At 37.0% G+C, this 20,269-nt stretch carries 21 protein-coding genes; 13 read left to right on the top strand and 8 right to left on the bottom strand.

Annotation, left to right across the window (positions count from 1 at the left end):
• From IEV41_RS16505 to IEV41_RS16485, 5 genes are all read left to right on the top strand, one after another.
• Positions 1-711, top strand: a complete 711-nt coding sequence (locus tag IEV41_RS16505; protein WP_188389606.1) for a GntR family transcriptional regulator — start codon at positions 1-3, stop codon at positions 709-711.
• A gap of 213 nt (positions 712-924) precedes the next feature.
• Positions 925-1,407 carry a ribonuclease E activity regulator RraA gene (rraA, locus tag IEV41_RS16500; protein WP_188389605.1) on the top strand — a complete coding sequence of 161 codons (483 nt, stop codon included), beginning with the start codon at positions 925-927 and terminating at the stop codon, positions 1,405-1,407.
• 90 nt (positions 1,408-1,497) lie between these two features.
• Complete coding sequence (locus tag IEV41_RS16495) at positions 1,498-1,914, top strand: MerR family transcriptional regulator (RefSeq protein ID WP_188389604.1); 417 nt, start codon at positions 1,498-1,500, stop codon at positions 1,912-1,914.
• 57 nt (positions 1,915-1,971) lie between these two features.
• Complete coding sequence (locus IEV41_RS16490) at positions 1,972-3,324, top strand: hemolysin family protein (protein ID WP_188389603.1); 1,353 nt, start codon at positions 1,972-1,974, stop codon at positions 3,322-3,324.
• Between the two features lie 94 nt (positions 3,325-3,418).
• The gene (locus tag IEV41_RS16485) at positions 3,419-3,679 is read left to right on the top strand and encodes a YusU family protein (RefSeq protein ID WP_188389602.1); all 261 of its coding nucleotides are present in this window, start codon (positions 3,419-3,421) and stop codon (positions 3,677-3,679) included.
• 25 nt (positions 3,680-3,704) lie between these two features.
• Here IEV41_RS16485 and IEV41_RS16480 read toward each other — a convergent pair whose 3' ends face one another.
• Complete coding sequence (locus IEV41_RS16480; RefSeq protein ID WP_188389601.1) at positions 3,705-4,103, bottom strand: cytidine deaminase; 399 nt, start codon at positions 4,101-4,103, stop codon at positions 3,705-3,707.
• Positions 4,104-4,185: 82 nt separating this feature from the next.
• The gene (locus tag IEV41_RS16475) at positions 4,186-5,427 is read right to left on the bottom strand and encodes a NupC/NupG family nucleoside CNT transporter (protein ID WP_188389600.1); all 1,242 of its coding nucleotides are present in this window, start codon (positions 5,425-5,427) and stop codon (positions 4,186-4,188) included.
• A gap of 394 nt (positions 5,428-5,821) precedes the next feature.
• On the opposite strand from IEV41_RS16475, the gene fsa reads away from it, so the two are divergent.
• Positions 5,822-6,466 (top strand): fructose-6-phosphate aldolase, encoded by a 645-nt coding sequence (gene fsa, locus IEV41_RS16470; RefSeq protein ID WP_188389599.1) that lies wholly within the window; start codon positions 5,822-5,824, stop codon positions 6,464-6,466.
• 39 nt (positions 6,467-6,505) lie between these two features.
• Here the strand turns inward: fsa and IEV41_RS16465 are convergent, their stop codons facing one another.
• Together IEV41_RS16465 and IEV41_RS16460 are read right to left on the bottom strand one after the other, a co-directional pair.
• The gene (locus IEV41_RS16465) at positions 6,506-6,820 is read right to left on the bottom strand and encodes a spore coat protein (protein WP_188389598.1); all 315 of its coding nucleotides are present in this window, start codon (positions 6,818-6,820) and stop codon (positions 6,506-6,508) included.
• A gap of 15 nt (positions 6,821-6,835) precedes the next feature.
• On the bottom strand, positions 6,836-7,096 hold the full coding sequence (locus IEV41_RS16460) for a hypothetical protein (RefSeq protein WP_188389597.1): 261 nt from the start codon (positions 7,094-7,096) through the stop codon (positions 6,836-6,838).
• Positions 7,097-7,430: 334 nt separating this feature from the next.
• Between IEV41_RS16460 and IEV41_RS16455 the strand changes: the two genes are divergently transcribed.
• The 4 genes from IEV41_RS16455 to IEV41_RS16440 all read left to right on the top strand — a co-directional run bounded on the left by IEV41_RS16455 (position 7,431) and on the right by IEV41_RS16440 (position 10,172).
• Entirely contained in the window at positions 7,431-8,348 is a 918-nt protein-coding gene (locus IEV41_RS16455) for a proline dehydrogenase family protein (protein WP_188389596.1), read from the top strand.
• A 148-nt stretch (positions 8,349-8,496) separates the two neighbouring features.
• Complete coding sequence (locus tag IEV41_RS16450) at positions 8,497-8,820, top strand: PadR family transcriptional regulator (protein ID WP_188389595.1); 324 nt, start codon at positions 8,497-8,499, stop codon at positions 8,818-8,820.
• A complete protein-coding gene (locus IEV41_RS16445) occupies positions 8,813-9,385 on the top strand; it encodes an HAAS signaling domain-containing protein (RefSeq protein WP_188389594.1) in 573 nt (190 codons plus the stop codon). Before IEV41_RS16450 ends, IEV41_RS16445 begins: the two co-directional genes overlap by 8 nt.
• Complete coding sequence (locus tag IEV41_RS16440; RefSeq protein WP_188389593.1) at positions 9,378-10,172, top strand: DUF4097 family beta strand repeat-containing protein; 795 nt, start codon at positions 9,378-9,380, stop codon at positions 10,170-10,172. The genes IEV41_RS16445 and IEV41_RS16440 overlap by 8 nt, the downstream gene beginning before the upstream one ends.
• Positions 10,173-10,214: 42 nt before the next feature.
• Here IEV41_RS16440 and IEV41_RS16435 read toward each other — a convergent pair whose 3' ends face one another.
• On the bottom strand, positions 10,215-10,352 hold the full coding sequence (locus tag IEV41_RS16435; RefSeq protein WP_188389592.1) for a YuzL family protein: 138 nt from the start codon (positions 10,350-10,352) through the stop codon (positions 10,215-10,217).
• A gap of 186 nt (positions 10,353-10,538) precedes the next feature.
• Between IEV41_RS16435 and IEV41_RS16430 the strand changes: the two genes are divergently transcribed.
• The 3 genes from IEV41_RS16430 to IEV41_RS16420 are packed head-to-tail and all read left to right on the top strand — an operon-like array spanning position 10,539 to position 15,941.
• Positions 10,539-12,923, top strand: coding sequence for a 3-hydroxyacyl-CoA dehydrogenase/enoyl-CoA hydratase family protein (locus tag IEV41_RS16430; protein ID WP_188389727.1), 2,385 nt, complete (start codon positions 10,539-10,541; stop codon positions 12,921-12,923).
• A 12-nt stretch (positions 12,924-12,935) separates the two neighbouring features.
• Positions 12,936-14,111 (top strand): acetyl-CoA C-acetyltransferase, encoded by a 1,176-nt coding sequence (locus IEV41_RS16425; RefSeq protein ID WP_188389591.1) that lies wholly within the window; start codon positions 12,936-12,938, stop codon positions 14,109-14,111.
• A 45-nt stretch (positions 14,112-14,156) separates the two neighbouring features.
• Complete coding sequence (locus IEV41_RS16420; RefSeq protein WP_205181524.1) at positions 14,157-15,941, top strand: acyl-CoA dehydrogenase FadE; 1,785 nt, start codon at positions 14,157-14,159, stop codon at positions 15,939-15,941.
• Between the two features lie 230 nt (positions 15,942-16,171).
• Here the strand turns inward: IEV41_RS16420 and IEV41_RS16415 are convergent, their stop codons facing one another.
• From IEV41_RS16415 to IEV41_RS16405, 3 genes are all read right to left on the bottom strand, one after another.
• Positions 16,172-17,377: an L-lactate MFS transporter gene (locus IEV41_RS16415; protein WP_338091023.1), complete on the bottom strand. Its 1,206-nt coding sequence runs from the start codon at positions 17,375-17,377 to the stop codon at positions 16,172-16,174.
• Positions 17,378-17,611: 234 nt separating this feature from the next.
• Positions 17,612-18,322 (bottom strand): LytR/AlgR family response regulator transcription factor, encoded by a 711-nt coding sequence (locus IEV41_RS16410; RefSeq protein ID WP_229722275.1) that lies wholly within the window; start codon positions 18,320-18,322, stop codon positions 17,612-17,614.
• Positions 18,323-18,329: 7 nt separating this feature from the next.
• A complete protein-coding gene (locus tag IEV41_RS16405) occupies positions 18,330-20,096 on the bottom strand; it encodes a sensor histidine kinase (protein ID WP_188389589.1) in 1,767 nt (588 codons plus the stop codon).
• Positions 20,097-20,269 lie beyond the last annotated feature (173 nt).

The following is a 20,269-nucleotide window of genomic DNA, read 5'->3' as shown; positions in this document are numbered from 1 at the left end:
ATGAAGTTATTACGCAAAAAAGGTCCGATTTATTTACAAATCAAAGATATCTTGAAGGAACGTATTTTATACGGAGAGTATCCTATACACACAAATATTCCGTCTGAATTGCAACTAGAAGAAGAATTCAGTGTGAGCAAAATTACAATTCGTAATGCAGTGGAAGAGTTAGTGAAGGAAGGATATTTGCGAAAACAAAGTGGAAAAGGAACAGAGGTAATTAACAATAACGTCATTACGAAGTTATCAAAAGGACAGAACTTCACCGAACTACTTATGGAGCAAGGATTTACAATTAAGAAGACAAAAGCACACTTAGAAAAGCTTAAAAATGAAGAAGAAACAGTCTTATATGAGAAGTTCGGTGCGACTTGTTACCGTGTTAGTCGTTTGTTGTTATTAGATGGTAAACCTTACATTTATTTCGCTCATTATTTACCAAGCTGGCTTGACTTACCGAAAGAAGAAGAAACATATACAGCCTCTTTGTATCATTTATTAATGAATGAAGGTGTAACATTCAATCGTTTTGTTGATGAATTTGATGTTGTTTCTCCAGATGAAATTGTTCGTGAGCATTTACAAATGGAGAAGCAGCCATTGTTAAAACGTATCCGTTCTGTCTATGATGAAGAGGATAGACTTGTCGAGTATTCGGAAGGATTCTACAATACAGAGATTCATCGTTACGTTGTTAAATTTGATGTGTAACATTCATGAAGAAGACCTTTTCTCCCATATATATGGGAGAAAAGGTCTTCTTTTGTTTATTACAATTATAAGGGGTAATGAATGAACAGAGAGTGGCGTGTTCATAGTCTTCATGTGTCTTTTGTTGATGAATTAGGCTTTTTTAAGGATTAGGAAGGAATTATATGTATGTGTCATGAACATATGAAACAAGAAACGAAAGGGGAATAGCAAATGAAAACAACAGATTTACATGATGAATTTGGAGAACAGTTACAAGTATGTGAGCCGATTTTTCAATCATTTGGTGGCAAGAAGCAATTTCATGGGAACATTCGTACAGTCAGAGTATATGAAGATAACGTATTAGTAAGAAAAGCACTAGAAACAATTGAAGAAGGGGAAGTTCTTATCGTAGACGGCGGTGGGTCCATGCGCTGTGCATTATTAGGAGATAACCTTGCAGCAATTGCACTAACGAGAAAGTTGGGAGGTATTATTATTCATGGATGTGTACGAGATGTTGCGGAACTGTGTAAGATGAACATCGGTATTTATGCATTGAATAAGGTGCCAGTAAGAAGCCAGAAGATTGGAAGAGGTGCGACAGACATGAATGTTATGTTTGGAGGCGTGACGTGGCGAACTGGTGAATACGTGTACGTAGATGAGGATGGCATTATTACTTCGGCAAAGGCATTACATGAAAAATGGTAACAATTTTTAAACTGAAACGTTTGACTGTACAGTTTGGAATCATATATTATTAAGATTAATAGAATGATATAGAGGTGATAAGATGGGGCAGTGTATCGAATTGGTGAGTTAGCGGAGTTAGCAAATGTAACAAAGCGTACAATCGATTATTATACGAAGCTTGGATTACTACAAGCAGAACGTTCTCCTTCTAATTATCGTTATTATACAGAAGATGTATTAGCGGATTTGCGTTACATTGAAGAATGCAAGAAAAGTCATATTCCGTTAGAAGAAATTAAAGAAAAAATTCAATGCCGCAAAGAATGTGTAGGAGAAGAAGATTTATACAACAAAGCAGAACATGTCGAAGCATTAATGAGGCAATTGCATAACGAATTAAGTGAAATAATGCCAGTATTAGAGAAGATTAACCAAGAAAGACAGCGTGTAATCTCCAATAAACTTACTCCACAAAGTAAGACACTTGTTCAGTCGTTGCTTCAGTTCATGTTAGACAAAAAATAAAATTTTTGAAAACCGGGAGGTGATTCCTTACTCGTCTTGACGAGATAAGGAACGTTATTGGACATATTAAACTTAGCATTAGTTGGGCTGTTGATTGCCTTAACTGCGTTTTTTGTAGCATCAGAGTTTGCGATTGTAAAAATTCGTAGCACTCGTATTGATCAGCTAGTAGCAGAGGGAAATAAGAGTGCAGTTGCTGCAAAGAAAGTAATCTCTAATCTTGATGAATATTTATCAGCGTGTCAGTTAGGTATTACCGTTACGGCATTAGGATTAGGTTGGTTAGGGGAACCGACAATTGAGCGATTGTTGCACCCACTTTTAGGACATTTAGCGTTAAGTGATTCGATTGAACGTATTATTTCTGTTGCAATTGCGTTTATTATCATGACATTCATTCACGTTGTTATTGGAGAACTAGCTCCAAAAACAGTAGCAATTCAAAAAGCAGAGAAAGTAACATTATTGCTAGCAAGGCCATTAATGTTATTCTATAAATTAATGTTCCCATTCATTTGGGTATTAAATAACTCTGCACGTCTTATTGTAGGAATGTTTGGATTGAAGCCAGCATCAGAGCATGAATTAGCACATACAGAAGAAGAGTTACGTGCAATCGTATCGGAAAGTTACAAAAGTGGTGAAATCAATCAATCTGAGTTTAAGTATGTAAATAAGATATTTGAATTTGATAATCGTGTTGCGAAAGAAATTATGGTACCACGAACTCAAATTGTCAGCTTAGACAAAAATTGCTCGCTCGAAGAAGCTTTGCATATTATTCGTACAGAAAAGTACACGCGTTATCCAGTTACAGATGGTGATAAAGACCATGTTGTTGGAATGGTGAATATTAAAGAAATATTTACTGATATTATTGCCAATCCAGAAGTAAAAAATCTAAAGATGGATGATTATATTCGTCCAATCATTCAAGTCATTGAATCAATGCCAATTCAAAAGTTATTATTGAAGATGCAGAAAGAACGTATTCATATGGCAGTACTTGTAGATGAATATGGTGGTACGGCTGGTATTGTGACGGTTGAAGATATCGTCGAAGAAATCGTTGGTGAAATCCAAGATGAATTTGACGCAGATGAAATTCCATTAGTTCGTACTGTGAAAGAAGGTCACTACATTATTGATTCAAAAGTTCTTGTAAGCGAAGTAAATGAATTGCTTGGGATAGACATTGATGATAGCGATGTTGATACAATTGGTGGTTGGGTAATGGCCCAGAAATACGATATAAAGAAAGGCCAAATAGTTCAACTGGGATCGCATACGTTTAAAGTATTAGATATGGAAGGCTTGCATATCAAATATTTAGAAGTAATGAAGAAAAAACAAGTACAAGTGGAACAGAGAAAAGATGATTTCTTAGATCCACAAGCGATTTCTTGTTAAGGATGAAAAGATACGGGTTTCCGTATCTTTTTTTCTGTAAGAACGGAAAAAAGTAACATATACTAAAGAGAATGAAGAAGAGGGGGGAGTAAGAATGGAACAAAAATTCCTAGATCAAATGGATGGATTGTTGAATAAGTATACGGAGTTGTTATTAGGTGAGACAAATCCAGAGTTGAAGCAGAAGGTAGAGAAATGGGCGCTCTATTCTGCAATTGCCAAGTCAATGCCAGCGCTTGCGAAGCATTGGAATGAGCAATACCCAGATGCAAAAGGGGAGATGATGAAGATCATCGCAGAAATTAAACAATTAAACGATGCGCATCGTGCAAATAAAAAGCAAGAGAACGTATAATGTTCTCTTGCTTTTTCATGGATAATTATTTAGTTAAGTCTTTCGGTGAAAATCCGCCTGGAAGTAATTCAACAGGTGTTGTTTCTTTCGTCTCACCTTTGAGATTTGTTAAAATAACCGTTGTATCTTCAGCACATAGTTCAAGCATCACTTGTCGACATGCTCCGCAAGGAGAAACAGGTCCGTCTGTATCTGCTACCACAGCAATTGCTTCAATTTCTGTTTCGCCTTCTGAGTAAGCTTTGAATAAAGCAGTACGTTCTGCACAGTTACATAATCCGTACGAAGCGTTCTCTACGTTGCAACCACGATATACTTTGTTACTCTTTGTTAAAACAGCAGCGCCAACTTTGAAGTTTGAATATGGTACGTACGCCATTTCACGCCCAGCAATTGCCTCTTGAATTAATTGATCTTTTTTCATGAATACCGTCTCCCTTTACATTGAGATGTTCAAAAATCATATCAACAGTGATGTGGTGCACTATTGGAAGAATAGGTTACCACTAAATAAGTAGTCCTGCAATAGTTGCTGTCATTAAGTTTGCTAATGTACCAGCAATTACTGCTTTAAATCCTAACTGTGCAATAATAGTACGACGTTTTGGTGCGATACTTCCTAAACCACCTAATAAGATAGCCATAGAAGAAAGGTTCGCGAATCCGCATAAAGCGAATGAGATGATTGCAAGAGTACGATCTGATAATGTACCGTATAATTCGTTACCAGGTAAGTACTTCGCGAAGTCTACATATGCAACGAATTCATTCATTACAAACTTCTGTCCGATGAAGCTACCAGCTGTAACAAGTTCACCTGCTGGAACACCGATAAGGAATGCGATTGGAGCTAATAAGTAACCAAGTATAACTTGTAACGTAATGTCTCCATAACCGAACCAGCCACCGATACCACCAATGATACCGTTAAGTAATGCAATTAAGCTGACGAATGCTAATAACATTGCACCAACATTAAGTGCGATTTGTAATCCGTCTGATGCACCGCGTGCAGCAGCGTCAATTACGTTAGAAGCTTTGTCTTCTTTTGCAGCTTCGTCTAACTCATCTAAATTATCTTTTGGCTCTTCTGTTTCTGGTACAATTAATTTAGCCATTAATAGACCAGCAGGGGCAGCCATGAAACTAGCCGTAATTAAATACTCTAATTTGACACCAAGACCTGCATAACCTGCAAGTACAGAACCGGCAACAGATGCAAGACCTCCTACCATTACAGCGAACATTTCAGAACGAGTTAGAACGTTCATGTAAGGCTTAATTACAAGCGGAGCTTCCGTTTGGCCTAAGAAAATATTTGCTGTTGCAGATAATGATTCTTTCTTACTTGTTCCTAGAAGCTTCTGAATTGCCGCTCCTAAGATGTTAATAACAAATTGCATAATACCTAGGTGGAATAATACTCCAATTAGGGCAGAGAAGAACACAATAACAGGTAATACTTTAAATGCGAAAATAAATCCAAGGTTATTTGTAGCTGGATCAGCTAAACCACCAAATAGGAAGGCGATACCTTCATTTGCGTAGTTGATAACATCTTGTACTTTACCAGAAAACCATGATAATCCTTGACGACCAGCTTCCCATTTTAATACAAGGACACCGATAGTTAATTGGATAGCAAAGGCAACTAGTACTGTACGCCATTTAATTGCTTGTCTATTTTCCGATAATAGATACGCAATCCCAAACAGAGCAATAATACCTAAAATTCCAATAAATTGCATATTTTGTTCCTCCTGATGATATAGTAAGTAATTTGCTAGATTGCAAGTTTGACGTCTAACCACCACCTAATATATACGACTTTGGACCTGAAATCAATCACATAATAGAATATTTTTTCAAAAAATGCATAAAATTTATTTTTCTACCCTTATGTAAGTGGTTACATTTCTTATTCTACGCTTAAAAGAGCGCTTTCATGCAAAATATACAAAAAGGGTGAAAGCGCTTGAAAAAATAGTCCTAAAGGTATAAAATGTAGTTGTCAGACCTCATATCAATGAGACTATTAAAATTATTCAGTTAATTGGAAGCGTTTTATGAAGGGGTTTACAGTGTGTTTTGTATGAATATACATTACTAAAAAATCTGATAATTCAAAGGGGATATTTCAAGATGAAATTTTTCGTAGATACTGCAAATGTAGAACAAATTAAAGAAATCCATGAAATGGGAGTATTAGCAGGTGTAACAACGAATCCATCATTAGTAGCAAAGGAAGGCGTAGACTTCCATGAGCGTATTAAAGAAATTTGTGCAATTACAGATACTCCAGTAAGTGCAGAAGTAATTAGCTTAGAAGCAGAAGGTATGATTGCAGAAGGTAAAGAATTAGCAAAAATTGCACCAAACGTTGTTATTAAAGTACCTGTAACAGCAGATGGCTTAAAAGCAGTAAGTGAGTTCACCAAATTAGGAATTAAAACGAACGTTACACTTGTATTCTCATCAATGCAGGCGCTATTAGCAGCACGTGCTGGTGCAACATACGTATCACCATTTTTAGGTCGTTTAGATGATATCGGTCATAACGGTATGGAATTAATTAAGCAAATTGCAGACATCTTTGCAATTCACGATATTCCAACAGAAATCATTGCGGCATCTGTACGTCATCCAATTCACGCAATTGATGCAGCCTTACATGGTGCACATATTTCAACAATTCCAGCGAGCGTAATTAAACAGTTCTTAAACCATCCATTAACAGATCAAGGTATCGAGAAGTTCATGGCTGACTGGGCGAACGCAAGTAAATAAGACATAAAGAAAATCCAAGGGAACCCCCCTTGGATTTTTTTAATGCTGATAAGGAAATTGTTTAGAGTATCCTGCAAATTGTTGGTGGGCTTGCTGAATTTTTTGTGCTTCAATTGGTTCTAATTTATACCAACCTTTGCGGAACATCAGATTAAATAATTCTCGCTGGCAGTTTTCCGTTGCATCGTAGATTGTTTTAAGATCTGCATACAGTGTTTCGTTACTTGCCTCATGCAAGGCAGTAGCATAGGAAGACGTCATGTACTTCTCTGTTGCAAGCATATCATTTAGGAAGTCACGATCATTCATGTCTGGTGTTTGTGGAAATGGTGTTTCTGGATTTCCGATTTTCATCTTTTTTCCCCCTTTCTAATGTGTTTGTGGTGGTCCAGCATTTTGGTTAACAGGAGTTGATTGCATATGTTGTAGAATGCGCATGTAGTGATCTTGATGCATTTGTCCAACTTTCTCTAATGTACTTTTCACTTCTGCATCTTGAATGTGTCTAGCATAGAAATGTGCCTTCTTCATGGCGATGAAATTCCAGTTCATCATATCTTCTAAATATAGAAAATCTTTCGTTGTAATCATGTTTGGTGGTTGTTGATACGTTTGGTTTTGTTGTTGCATATGTACATGCCTCCTTCATAGTGAGATTCTTTTTTAGCATCCCTTTATTTTTGTTATCTATTCTTTCGATTGTTTCTTACTATTAAAATCACGATTTATCATCAAATTAGGTCATTGGCTGTTTTGAAAAAGGAAGGAAGTTTCATGCAAGTAGCGGAAAGCTGCAGTGCATAGGTCATCCATATCTTTTCGTGAAGAACGAACCTTCTCATTTAAATGTGCTAATTATAAGCTGTTTTGTAAAAAAACAAGAGAACGCTCTCTTAAAATTTTACGATAATTGAAAATAGTTTTATAATTTAAAGTGTAGTTTGTCGTAAAAGGAGAGAAGAGTATGGAACAAGTAATGCGTGATTCATTTTTGTTTTTATCTAAGAATAAAGCGATGACGAAACTGGCGAAAAAGTACGGTTTACGCTTCGGAGCTTCTCGATTTGTAGCAGGCGAAAACGTTAAATTAGCAATGAAAGCAATTCGCGATCTGAATAACAAAGACTTATCGGTAACGTTAGACTACTTAGGTGAGTTTGTAGATAATGAAAGAGAAGCGAATGAGATGGCGGATAATTGTATAGAAGCAATTGAAGCGATTAGTCGTGAAGGTGTCGATGCACAAGTATCACTAAAAATGACCTCTATGGGATTAGACATCTCAGATGAACTTGTGATGCGCAATATGCGACGTATTTTAAACAGTGCAAAAGAAAACAATGTATTTGTAACGATTGATATGGAAGATTACAGTCGTTGCGGAAAGACAATTGATATTTTTAAACAGTTAAAATCTGAGTATGATAATGTTGGAACGGTTATTCAAGCATATTTATATCGTACAGAACAAGATATGCAAGAATTAAACGAGTATAGCCCGAACTTACGCTTAGTGAAGGGCGCTTATAAAGAATCACCTGAAGTCGCATTCCCAGAGAAAAAAGACGTGGATGAGAATTTCAAAAAAATCATTAAAATGCACATGTTGAATGGCAATTATACAGCAATTGCTACACATGATGAGCATATTATTCAATATACGAGACGATTAGCGTGGGAACATAATATTCCACATGATCAATTTGAATTTCAAATGCTTTACGGTATTCGTTCAGAACGCCAAGAAGAAATTGCGAAGGAAGGATACAAAATGCGTGTGTATGTGCCGTATGGTACAGATTGGTACGGATATTTCATGCGACGTCTAGCGGAGCGTCCAGCGAACGTTGCCTTCGTATTAAGAGGCGTATTGAAGAAATAATGAAGAAAAAGATACATTTTTTCAAAAAATGTATCTTTTTTATACAAAGTACCTTGCAATAAACAGTAGCTTATCATATATTATACATATAAGGTAATAAATGTTATTTGGTATCTTGTAATAGATAGTAGTGGAAGGTGGGAAAAGAGTGAACGTTCAATTCAAAAAAGGCGTATTGGAACTGTGTGTATTAGTCTTGTTAAATGATAAAGATCGTTATGGATATGAATTAGTCCAAAAAATTTCGAATAACTTTATGATATCGGAAGGTTCTGTTTATCCATTATTACGGAGATTGACGAAAGAAGGATACTTCACGACCTATTTGAAAGAGTCATCAGAAGGTCCATCACGTAAATATTATCAATTAACAGAGCTAGGAAAAACACAGCTAGACAATTTATTGAAGGACTGGCGTGAGTTCACAGAAGGCGTGAACAAAATTATAGAGGAAGGTGTTGGCCATGAATAAAGAACAATTTTTAGCACGGCTGGAACAACGTCTCGGTGAATTGCCAAATCGAGAGCGGCAAGATATTTTGTACGACTATCAGGAACATTTCCAAGCTGGCTTGGAAGAAGGTAAGACAGAACAAGAAGTCATCGTGGCATTAGGAAGTCCAGAAAGTATCGCACGTGAGCAATTACTTTTGTACGGAATTGAAGGAAGTCACACAACATCATCGCAAGTACATCCACAACGAAGCGGACTTCAGAAAACATTATTAACAATCGGTTTGATCTTCTTAAATCTCATCTTTGTATTAGCACCATTTGTAGCAGCTTTTGCTATTTATCTTTCTCTTTGGATTATTTCCGTTGCTTTTATTATTAGTCCATTTCTTGCATTAATTGGAGAAATTATCTCTGAAGATCCATTTATGTGGTTTGAATTTTTTGCTGGAGTAGCATTAAGCGGTATTGGTATCTTTTTATTCCATGGGATGAAGAAAATTTCACCAGCATGTGGTCGATTAGTGTCTCGTTATGTGAAGGCTAACAAGGCAATCATTAAGGGAGGAAGCAAGCATGTCTAAAGGCTTAAAGTTATTTGCAGTACTTCTTATTGTGATTGGATTAGTAGGTGCATTTTTCACATTTTCTCCGTACTATAAAAGCATTGCTGTCTCGGATGCGAAGACAATCTCTGCTGATAATATAACTGATATTGAAGTCGATTTACGTTTTGGAGAGGTTGTTATTATACCAACAACAAGTAAGGATATTCTTATAGAAATCAAAGGTAAAGTTTCGAATGGCACGAAATCAATTCCTGTAATTGCAGAGAAGGGAAAAATAATTGAGGTAAAGAGCGAGAGTCCATTTCAATTTTTCCAACTAGGTTTCTTTAATCCAGAATTAAAAGTTACACTACATGTTCCGAAGAAGCAATATGAACAAATTCGTGTGAAAACAGAACTAGGCGATATTGACATAGAGCAACTACAAGTGAATACAGTAGAAGCAGCTACTAAGTTAGGTGACGTAGACATGCAAGACGTAAAAAGTACCTCTGTTGTAGCAAAAAGTGATTTAGGGAAGATTGAGTTAGCACAAGTGGAAGGGGATATTAACGCTAGTACAAAGCTAGGAGATGTTGATATCGCAGTACATGAATTCGCTTATCCCATTAATGCGCATACAGATTTAGGTGATGTGGATATTAAGACGAAGGTAGAACCTAAAAATGTACGCTTTGATGTGAGTTCGGAATTAGGAAAAGTAAAAGTATTTAATCAATCTGGAAGTTCCTTTGTATATGGTCAAGGTTCTATCGTGATTAAAGGATTTAGTGAGCTTGGCGATGTAACAGTATCGAAATAACAAGGAAAGAGCTGGTAAAAGTACCAGCTCTTTTTGTACATATTAGAAATTATGCTTTTTAAATTGCTGATTATTACTTTGACGGCCTTTTTCTTCTGGTTGATTGTGAGGACCAGCGTTTCCTTTCACGCTAGTTGCACTTACACCAGCTTTTGAAGGATCTCGTTTTAACTTAGCCATTAGAATCACCTCGAAAATAGTTTCCTCTGTTTGAGTAATTTTATTTATAATTTAATGTTTTATTTATTGCGAAAAGTCAGAAAAAGTCATATAGTGGTAATAGAGAAACTCATTCGTGCATACAAATCATGCACCAAAATTGAATGAGTGTTCATTCAAGATATGAAACAAGGGGGAAACAGAATGATAGGGAGCATTAAAAAAGCTGCAGTTTTAGGCTCTGGGGTAATGGGATCAGGTATCGCTGCACACTTAGCAAACATCGGTATACCGACACTCTTATTGGATATCGTACCGAGAGAAGTAACAGATGAGGAAAAAGCAAAAGGCTTAACGCTAGAAGATAAAGTTGTTCGCAATCGCTTCGTATTGTCTGCGGTAGAAAAGTTAAAGAAACAAAAGCCAGCACCACTTACTTCGAAAGAAAGTTTATCTCTTATTAGTATCGGTAATATGGATGATGATATGGAGTTATTAAAAGATGTAGACTGGATTATTGAAGTAGTTGTAGAGAACCTAGACGTGAAGAAGAAAGTATTTGCACGCGTAGATGAAGTACGTAAGCCAGGTTCAATCGTTACATCAAATACATCTGGTATTTCAGTAGAACGTATGTCAGAAGATTGCTCGGAGGATTTCAAGAAGCATTTCCTTGGGACACACTTCTTCAATCCACCACGCTACTTAAAATTATTAGAAGTTATACCTACACAACATACAAGCGAAGAAGTATTGTCATTCATGAAGACATTTGGTGAAGACGTGCTTGGTAAAGGGGTTGTTCTTGCAAAAGATACACCGAACTTTATCGCGAACCGTATTGGAACATACGGCTTATTATTAACAGTTCAAGAGATGATTAAAGGTGGTTACAGTGTTGGAGAAGTAGATTCTATCACAGGTCCATTAGTTGGTCGTCCAAAGAGCGCAACATTCCGCACGTTAGATGTTGTTGGATTAGATACATTTATCCACGTTGCCAACAACGTATACGATAATGTAACAGATGAAAAGGAGAAAGTAGTATTTGAAATTCCTCCTTTTATGAAAGAAATGGTACAAAACGGCTGGATCGGAAGTAAATCAGGCCAAGGCTTCTTCTTAAAACAAGGCAAAGACATCTTAGAATTAAACCCTCAAACATTGCAATATGAGCCACGCAAAAAATTAAAATCAGCATCGACAGAAATGAGCAAACAAACAAAAGGTTTATCGGCAAAAATGAAAACGCTTCTATATGCAGATGACCGCGCAGGAACATTACTTTGGAATATTATTAGCCCAGTTCTTCTTTATTCTGCAACGTTATACAAGGAAATTGCAGATGATATCGTAGCGATTGATAACGCAATGAAATGGGGATTTGGTTGGGAACAAGGTCCATTTGAAATTTGGGATGCGATTGGCGTTTCAAAATCAATTATGAAGATGGAATCAGAAGGAAAAGAAGTACCAACATGGGTGAAAGAAATGCTTGATAACGGCCATGAGTCATTCTACAAACATGACAATGGTGACGTACATTTCTACCATGACGGCGAGTATAAAGCGCTTCATGAAAACCAGAAGAAAATTTATATTAAGCGTTTAAAAGAGAAGAACGGTGTCATTAAGAAAAATACAGGTGCAAGTTTAATCGATTTAGGAGACGGTGTGGCGGGATTAGAGTTCCACTCTAAGAGCAATGCAATCGGCTTCGATATCGTACAAATGATTAACTATGCAGTAGAAGAAGTAGGAAAGAACTACAAAGGATTAGTAATTGGTAACCAAGCAAAGAACTTCTGCGTAGGTGCTAATTTAGCAATGATTTTAATGGAAGCACAAGATGATAACTATTTCGAAATTGAAATGGTAGTAAAGCATTTCCAAGATGCGATGATGCGTATGAAATATAGCAGCAAACCAGTAGTTGCGGCACCGTTTGGTATGACATTAGGTGGCGGAACAGAAGTGTGTCTACCAGCGGATAGCATTCAAGCATCAATGGAAACATACATGGGCTTAGTAGAAGTAGGTGTAGGGTTAATCCCAGGTGGTGGGGGTAACAAGGAGTTATACATGAAATACTTGAATTCACTACCGAAAGATACGGAGTTCGATCTTCAAAAAGTAGCAAATAAAGTGTTTGAAACAGTTGCGATGGCAAAAGTATCGACATCTGCAAAAGAAGCACTTGAGTTGAACTTCTTAAATAGCAAGGACGGTATTAGTGTAAACGGTGACCACTTAATTCACGATGCAAAGCAAAAAGTCATTTCGTTATATGATGCAGGATACAAAGCACCAGTCCGTAAGAAGGTTCCAGTAGTAGGAGAGTCAGGTTATGCAACATTGCAATTGGGTGCACAAAATATGTTCTACTCAGGATTCATCTCTGAGCATGATTTAAAGATTGCGAAGAAGTTAGCACATGTTATTTCTGGTGGCAAGCTTGCGTACGGAACAGAAGTAGATGAGCAATACTTATTAGACTTAGAAAGAGAAGCATTCTTAAGTTTAATTGGGGAACCAAAGTCACAAGCAAGAATGCAACACATGCTCGTTAAAGGGAAGGCATTACGTAACTAAGGGGGAGAATTCATGAGAGAAGCGGTTATTGTTGCAGGCGCGAGAACGCCTATTGGAAGAGCGAAGAAAGGCTCATTAGCAAATGTTCGTCCAGATGATTTAGGTGCGTTAGTTGTAAAGGAAACATTAAAGCGAGCAAATAATTATGCAGGAAACATCGATGACTTAATTATTGGTTGTGCAATGCCAGAAGCAGAGCAAGGGTTAAATATGGCACGTAACATTGGTGCACTTGCAGGTTTACCAGAGACAGTACCAGCAATTACAATCAACCGTTACTGCTCGTCTGGTTTACAAAGTATTGCATACGGGGCAGAACGCATTATGCTTGGTCATGCAGATGCAGTACTTTCAGGTGGAGCGGAGTCAATGAGTATGGTGCCAATGATGGGCCACGTTGCTCGTCCGAACTTACGCTTAGTAGAGCAGGCACCAGAGTATTACATGGGAATGGGTCATACAGCGGAGCAAGTAGCGAAAGAATATGGCATCTCGCGTGAAGATCAAGATGCATTTGCAGCGCGTAGCCATGAGCGTGCAGCACGTGCGATTCAAGAAGGTAAATTTGTAGATGAAATTATTCCTGTCGAAGTAACAAACCATTACGTTGGTGCAAATAACAAGGCACAAGAGAAAACATTTATGTTCTCGATGGATGAAGGTGTACGTCAAGGAACGACAGTGGATGTACTAGGTAAACTTCGCCCAGCGTTTAACGTGCAAGGCTCTGTTACAGCTGGTAACGCATCACAAATGAGTGATGGTGCAGCGGCAGTATTATTAATGGACCGCGAGAAAGCATTACGAGAAGGGTTAACACCACTAGTGAAATTCCGTTCGTTTGCAGTTGCTGGTGTTCGTCCAGAAGTAATGGGTATCGGACCAATTGAAGCAATTCCAAAAGCATTGAAATTAGCGGGACTAGAACTATCAGATATCGGTTTATTCGAATTGAATGAAGCATTCGCATCACAATCACTCGGTATTATCCGCACGTTAAACTTAGACCAAGAAAAAGTAAACGTGAATGGCGGTGCAATTGCGCTAGGTCATCCACTTGGATGTACAGGCGCGAAGTTGACATTATCATTAATGCATGAAATGAAACGTCGTGGCGAGCAATTTGGTGTTGTAACGATGTGTATCGGCGGCGGAATGGGTGCTGCCGGAGTATTTGAATTAGTGTAAAACAAATAGTTCATATATCGGGAGAAACGAAGGGAGAACGAAACAGTGGAAAAGACAAAAGATATGATTGTTAAAGGTGGAAGCTTTTTAGTTGATGATATTTCATCTGAGTATGTATTTACTCCAGAGGATTACAATGATGAGCACAAAATGATTGCAAAGACGACAGAAGACTTCGTAGCAAATGAAGTATTACCACAAGTGGAACATTTAGAGAACCATGAGTTTGAGCGTTCAGCAACATTATTAAAGCAAGCTGGAGACTTAGGTCTTCTTGGTGTAGACGTACCAGAAGAGTATGGTGGTTTAGGATTAGATAAAGTTAGCTCAGCGTTAATTGCAGAGAAATTCTCTCGTGCAGGTGGATTCTCGATTTCTCACGGTGCACACGTCGGTATCGGTTCATTACCAATCGTATTATTCGGTAACGAAGAGCAAAAGCATAAATATTTACCAGACTTAGCTTCTGGTGCGAAGTTAGCTGCATACGCATTAACAGAACCAGGAAGTGGATCGGATGCATTAGGCGCAAAAACAACTGCGAAATTAAATGCAGAAGGAACGCACTATGTATTAAATGGTGAAAAGCAATGGATTACAAACTCGGCATTTGCTGATGTATTCGTTGTATATGCAAAGATTGATGGAGAGCACTTCTCAGCGTTTATCGTAGAGAAAGACTATCCAGGCGTATCGACTGGTCCAGAAGAGAAGAAAATGGGTATTAAGAGTTCGTCAACTCGTACATTAATTTTAGAAGATGCACTTGTACCGAAAGAGAACTTACTTGGTGAAATCGGTAAAGGTCACAAGATTGCATTCAACATCTTAAACATTGGTCGTTACAAATTAGCAGTTGGAACAGTTGGCGCTGCGAAGCGTGCAATTGAATTATCAGCGGAGTATGCAAATAGCCGTCAACAATTCAAGCAACCAATCGCACGTTTCACATTAATCCAAGAGAAGTTGGCAAACATGGCGTCTAAATTATACGCAGCAGAAAGTTCTGTATACCGTACAGTAGGTCTATTTGAAAATAAAATGGGCATATTCACAGAAGAAGAAGCAAAAGATGGCTTAAAAGTAGCAGATGCGATTGCAGAATATGCAATTGAGTGCTCATTAAATAAAGTATTCGGTTCAGAAGTATTAGATTACGTAGTAGATGAAGGTGTGCAAATCCACGGTGGTTACGGATTCATGGCAGAATATGAAATCGAAAGAATGTACCGTGACTCTCGTATTAATCGTATCTTCGAAGGTACAAACGAAATTAACCGTTTAATTGTACCAGGTACGTTCGTGCGTAAAGCAATGAAAGGTGATTTACCATTATTGCAAAAAGCACAGTTATTACAAGAAGAATTAATGATGATGATGCCAGAAGAAGTAGGCGAAGGTGCATTAGAGCAAGAGAAACATTTAGTGAAGAACGCGAAGAAAATCGGCTTAATGGTAGCTGGCCTTGTTGTTCAAAAATACGGCAAAGCATTAGAGAAAGAGCAAGAGTTATTAGTGAACTTAGCGGATATCGTAAGCAACGTATACGCAATGGAGTCTTGTGTATTACGTACAGAGAAAGCAATCAACAAAGTAGGCGAAGAAAAAGCGAAGCAAAAACTTCTTTACACGCAAGTATTCTGCCAAGAAGCGTTTAATGAAATTGAAGCACATGCGAAAGAAACATTGATTGCAGTAGAAAGTGGGGACTCATTACGTATGTTATTATCAGCGCTTCGTAAATTAACGCGCCATAACCCTACAAATGTTATTCCGAAGAAACGTGAAATTGCTGCTTCTGTATTAGAAGGAGAGCGCTATACAGTATAAGATGAGGTTTTGTTTTTTGAACTCCCCCTCTACTTGTTAGTTCCTATCTAACAAATAGAGGGGGAGTTTTCTTGTGATTAAATATAAAGAAAGGTCTAATGAAGTTTTTTCTTGGGCAACAACTTTACCGTCTAGGTGTAGAGTGTCGAAAAAAGTAAAGAAAATGAAAAACAACTCCAAAATCAGCTTTTATTTGCTGTATCTTTTGGAGTTGTTTTTAGAATATAATATTACGCTACGTTGCGATAATTTTCTTGTTGTTCTTTTTGAAGACTAGGTGTTTGAATGAAAATAGCGATAATAAATGACACAATACATAATACGCCAATCACCATAAATGTTGGTTTGAATCCACCTAGGATTGTACCGATAAAGGAACCTGTTAGTGCTCCAAGACCGAAGCCTTGATACACGATTCCGTAGTTTTTACTATGGTTTTTTAGACCGAAGAAATCACCGATAATGGCTGGGAAAATAGTGATATTCCCACCAAAACAAAAGGCAACGCTTGCTACACAGACAAAGTAAATACCATAATTTAATTCTACGAAACTGAGCACAAAAACAGCTACAGCGATAATGACAAATGTCGCGGAAACAATTTTTAAACGGCTAATTTTATCTGATAATGACCCCAAAATAAGTCGGCCCATTGTATTGAAAATGGCAACCATAGCGACCGCATTTGCTGCTGTTGCTACGCTAAGTCCTACGAGTTGAACACCAAGGTCTAATACGATACTAATTAAATATAAGCCGCTCATACATGATGTGAAGAACATAATAAATAACAGGTAAACTTCTTTTGTACGCAACATTTCTTTTGGTGTGTAGTTATAACTTTTTGTTTCCTGAACGATAGTTTGTTCAGTGGCCGCATGGATTAAAAATGAGCCTGCCACTATCATAACGGTAACAATTAAGCCCCAATATAGAAATGCTTGTGATACGCCAAATGAGTCAATGAACGCTGCGTTAATGTATTTGAAAATTAGGCTACCCATACCATATGCAGATACAGATATACCAGAAATTAAACCTTTACGATTTGGGAACCACTTTATTAAATTAGATAGTGAAGTAATATAGGCTGTACCATCTGCGAAACCTACAACAAATCCTGCTAATACATAAAGCATTGGTAAAGAGGAAACTTGTGAACTAAGCATTAAGCCAATTCCTAAGGCAAATCCAGCTATCATAATGAGCTTACGGATTCCCCATTTCTCTTGTAATTTACTTGCAAACAAAGTTGCAAATGCTAAGGAAAAGCTAGTAATGGAGAACGTTATAGCAACGGCGTTAAGACTCCAGTCATATTTATTTACTAAAGGCTGATTGAATAAGCTCCATGTATATATCGTTCCAAGTCCCATTTGTACAATAATTGTCCCAAGGACAACAAGCCATGGATTAATAGATGATTGTTTTTTCATACCATCCATCCTTCTCTTTGTATTTCAATTCTATTCAGTGGACGTCTAACGACGCTTATTATAAACACAGTTAGAAAATCGTATACGTTTTTGTACTCATTTTTGCCACTTCTTTTGATTTGATAATTTTATTGTATAAGATGTAAGTCATTGTATAAGCAATTGCAATACAGAGCGTCAAATATACGAAATTAGTTACAGAAAAAGAGGGATGAAATGCAAAAAAGCTGCTTGTTAAATACGAAGCAGCTTTTTTAACTCTTTTGCATAAGTACGGCTTACAGGGACTTTAGAATCTTCTTGCATAATTAAATTATACGTAGAGTTAAACCAAGGCTGGATTTCAGAAATGTGATTAACATTTACGATAAAGCTACGATGCACACGAAGAAAATCAACTTGTGCCAATTTTTTTTCTAATATGGCAAGTGTGTCATGTGTCATATACGTATCACAAGTTGTTTTTACAATTACTTTTCCATCCAATACTCCCGCAAATACGATATCTTTTACATTTATTAATACAATCGATTCACCAATCGGTAGTGCTAATTTTGTCATTCTGTTAGATACTTCCGACGCGAGTACTGTTTGTTTCTCTTCTATTTCATGTTGCTTTCGTTTTTGAAACTTTTTAATTGCTTGAACAATGCGCTCTTCGTCAAATGGTTTCAAAATATAATCTAAGGCATCTACTTCAAATGCCTGAAGAGCGTATTGATCATAGGCTGTTGCAAATACAATAGCAGGTGGATTTTTCATCTTTTTTAGTAAATCAGCAATCTCAAATCCATTATCATCGGACAGCTGAATATCTAAAAAAACAAGATCTGGTTTACTCTCTATTAATTTCTCTAATGCTTCTTCTAAACTGTCTGCTTCATCAATTATATCGACTTCTTTTATTCGATATAATAAATATTTTAATTCGTCACGCGCCAACATTTCATCATCAACTACTAATATTTTCAATCGTTCTTCCCTCTTTTCTTTCGGTTGGAATGGTAAAGGATACTTCCGTTCCTCCTTCCAATTGACTAGCAATATGAAGTGTTGTGCCGTCCCCGAATAAACCCATTAATCGTTCGTTAATATTATATAATGCGGTTCCTGTTCCTTTTTTTGATGATACAATTGCTTTTCCCAATTGTTCTAATTTCCCTGGTTCAATCCCTCGACCATTGTCTTTTACTTTGAAATGTACACCATTTTGTTTGGCATAAACATGAATTTCAACTAGACATATGGGCTGTTTTTTAGAAAAAGCATGACAAAGAGCGTTTTCTACTAATAATTGCAATACAAACGGCGGAAGCAAAATAGTATGTAGTTCGTCTTGAATGTGCGTTTTCACTTCATATTTATTCGGAAATCTGGCTTGTTCTAGCGACAAATATGCATGCACATGATTTAATTCTTGTTCTAACGGGATAAGAAGCTGCCTTGCACCTTGTAAATTGCAACGGAAATAAACGCTTAGCTGTAACAATAACTTTCTTGCTTTTTCTACATTTGTTCGGCATAAAGCAGAGACCGTATTAATCGCATTAAAAAGAAAGTGGGGGTTAATTTGTGCTTGTAGCGCCTTTATTTCTGCATCTTGTAATAATTTACTTTGTAGTTCTGCTTCTCCAAGCTCGAGTTGTGTTGAGAAGATTTTTGCTAATCCTTCTGCCAGCTCTTCCTCTACAGGGCTTAATGAATTTGAATCTTTAAAATAAAGTTTCAACGTACCGATTGTCTTTCCACGAGATGTGAGTGGAATAACAATCGCGGCTTGCAATAAACAATCTTCGTGCTTACAATTAATTTCTCCGCGTGACTTAGCTTTCATAATATTCCCAACCTTTAACACCTCTTTTGATAGCTCAGTAATTAAGCTGTGGGAAGGGAGATGGTGGTCGGATCCTAATCCAACATGTGCCAATATTTTTTCTCTATCTGTTAAAGATACTGCATCTGTTCCTGTAAAGTGATAAATGATTTGTGCTACCTGGGTACATGATTCTTCCGTTAGTCCTTGGCGGAAATACGGAAGTGTTTTATCGGCAATGAGTAATACTTTATGTGTTTGTATCGCTTTCGCATGTTCTTCTTGGCGCAAAATAGACTGAATCATCGATAAGAGGATAAAACTTCCAAAACTATTTACAATAATCATTGGGATTGCAATAGTTTTTATAATACTCCAGCCGTTATCGGTTATAAAAAGAATCATAAGCATTTCCAGTGATACCATATAGATACTAAGCATTGCAGAAAATTTAGGAGTTACAACGCGATTCCGTTTTTGATATAAATAGCCAATATAGCCTGTCACAACTCCAGCTAAAATAGAAGAAATGGCACAGCTTAATGCAGTAGTTCCCCCTAGTGCGAAACGATGAATACCAGCTATAAATCCTACCCCTACTCCAACGAGCGGACCTCCAAGTAATCCGCTAATCTCAATTCCCATAATACGTGTATTGGCAATCGTACTAGAAGAAGAGACGCCCTGTAACCAATTATTATTCATAATCGTATTACCAGAAATCTCAATCCCTGTGTAGTTACTTACGATTGTAAATGATGAAAATATGCCAATTAAAATAAAGCTAACTTTGTAGCCGTTTTGCTTATGCAGTAGCCAACGGAACTGCTTAATATGTAAAAGTAAAAATCCTAAAATAACGATTAAACCAACGCGTTCAATCATCATTAATAATAAATCTCCCATGTTATGTCCATCCTTCATGTATTCACTTCAGTTCATTCAATATGTTGTATACCATAAATATGGTTTTTATTATGCCCCAAAGTATACAGTTGAGGTGAAATGAAATGCAGTTGAATAATATTTGAATACAAATGTTTTTTAGTAAAAGCAAGAAAATAAACGAATCGAATCTA

The organism is Priestia taiwanensis, from assembly GCF_014638355.1.
GTDB classification, from domain to species: domain Bacteria; phylum Bacillota; class Bacilli; order Bacillales; family Bacillaceae_G; genus Priestia_D; species Priestia_D taiwanensis.
Note: the sequence above shows the minus strand (reverse complement) of the source record. Positions and strands in the feature narration are given on the sequence as shown.